Source organism: Desulfovibrio sp. 1214_IL3152, assembly GCF_036763055.1.
Lineage (GTDB): Bacteria > Desulfobacterota > Desulfovibrionia > Desulfovibrionales > Desulfovibrionaceae > Desulfovibrio.
This window is the reverse complement of the sequence record NZ_JBAIYW010000099.1, coordinates 1-1,141: the sequence shown is the minus strand read 5'-3', so window position 1 is coordinate 1,141 and position 1,141 is coordinate 1. Positions and strand designations below refer to the sequence as shown.

The 1,141-nt window shown below is 61.1% G+C and carries 1 protein-coding gene; it reads right to left on the bottom strand.

Annotation, left to right across the window (positions count from 1 at the left end; translation table 11 throughout):
• On the bottom strand, positions 1–1,141 hold a 1,141-nt coding region (locus V6C07_RS01905; protein ID WP_333534701.1), incomplete at both ends, for an ABC-F family ATP-binding cassette domain-containing protein.

Genomic DNA, 1,141 nt, shown 5'->3' with positions numbered 1-1,141 from the left:
TCTGGCCCGTACCCGCCATGCGGGCGCGGCGCTCTGCGTCATACGCGGCAAAATCCGAGAACACGGTCAGGCCGTTTTTGTCAAGCTCCCACGCTTCCGCGCCCACCTGCGAGAGCAGCCAGCGGTCATGCGCCACCATAAGCAGGGTTCCTGTGAATTTTTGCAGGGCCGCTACGAGCGCCTCGCGGCTTTCAAGGTCCAGATGGTTGGTGGGTTCGTCCAGCAGCAGAAAGTTGCAGCGCTTCAGAAACAGGCTCGCCAGCACAAGACGGCTTTTTTCTCCTCCCGAAAGACCGCTGACCTGTCGGTCAAAGTATTCCTGCCCAAGCATGAAGAGGCCGAGCACGCTCATAAGCTCTTCTTCTGTGGTGCGGGGGTCGGATAGCCGGCGGATTTCGCCGAGCACCGTGGTGTCGCTGCGCAGGGTGTCCATCTGGTGCTGGGTATAGTAGCCCAGCCGCACCTGGGAAGAGGTGACCATATTGCCGCCGCAGCGCTCAAGACTGCCTGTCAGCAACTTGAGCAGGGTGGATTTGCCGCAGCCGTTGTGCCCCACCAGAGCGATGCGCTGCCCGCGATACAGGGTGAAGGTCAGCGGCGGCCACATTTTTTTGCCGTCAGTGAAATGAAAGTCCAGGTCTGCTGCGGAGAGCACGATCTTTTCGGAATGGGGCGCTTCGGGCCAGGTGAAGTTCAGCTCTTTGCGCTTGGGTTCCGGCCGGTAGTCCTCCAGCTCTTTTTCCAGTTTTTTTGCCATCTTCTGGCGTGAGCCAGCCTGACGCGCCTTGGTGGCCTTGGCGCGGAAACGCTCCACAAAGGCCATCTTGCGGTCAAGCTCGTCCTTGAGGGCGCGGGCTTCACGTTCGCGCTGGGCGTTGTACTCATCCTGAAGGGTCAGAAACTGGGTATAGGTGGCCTTGCGGAATACGGGGCGCGAAAGGCCGAGGTAAAGCACATGCGTGCCCACCGTGTCCATGAAGCGGCGGTCGTGCGCCACAAAGACCAGCGCGCCCTTGAAGTCCAGCAAAAAGGACTCCAGCCATTCCACGGCTTCCATATCCAGATGGTTGGTGGGTTCGTCCAGCAGGAGCACGTCGGCCCCGGCGGTGAGCACGCGGGCCAGCTTGGCGCGTTCGCGCCA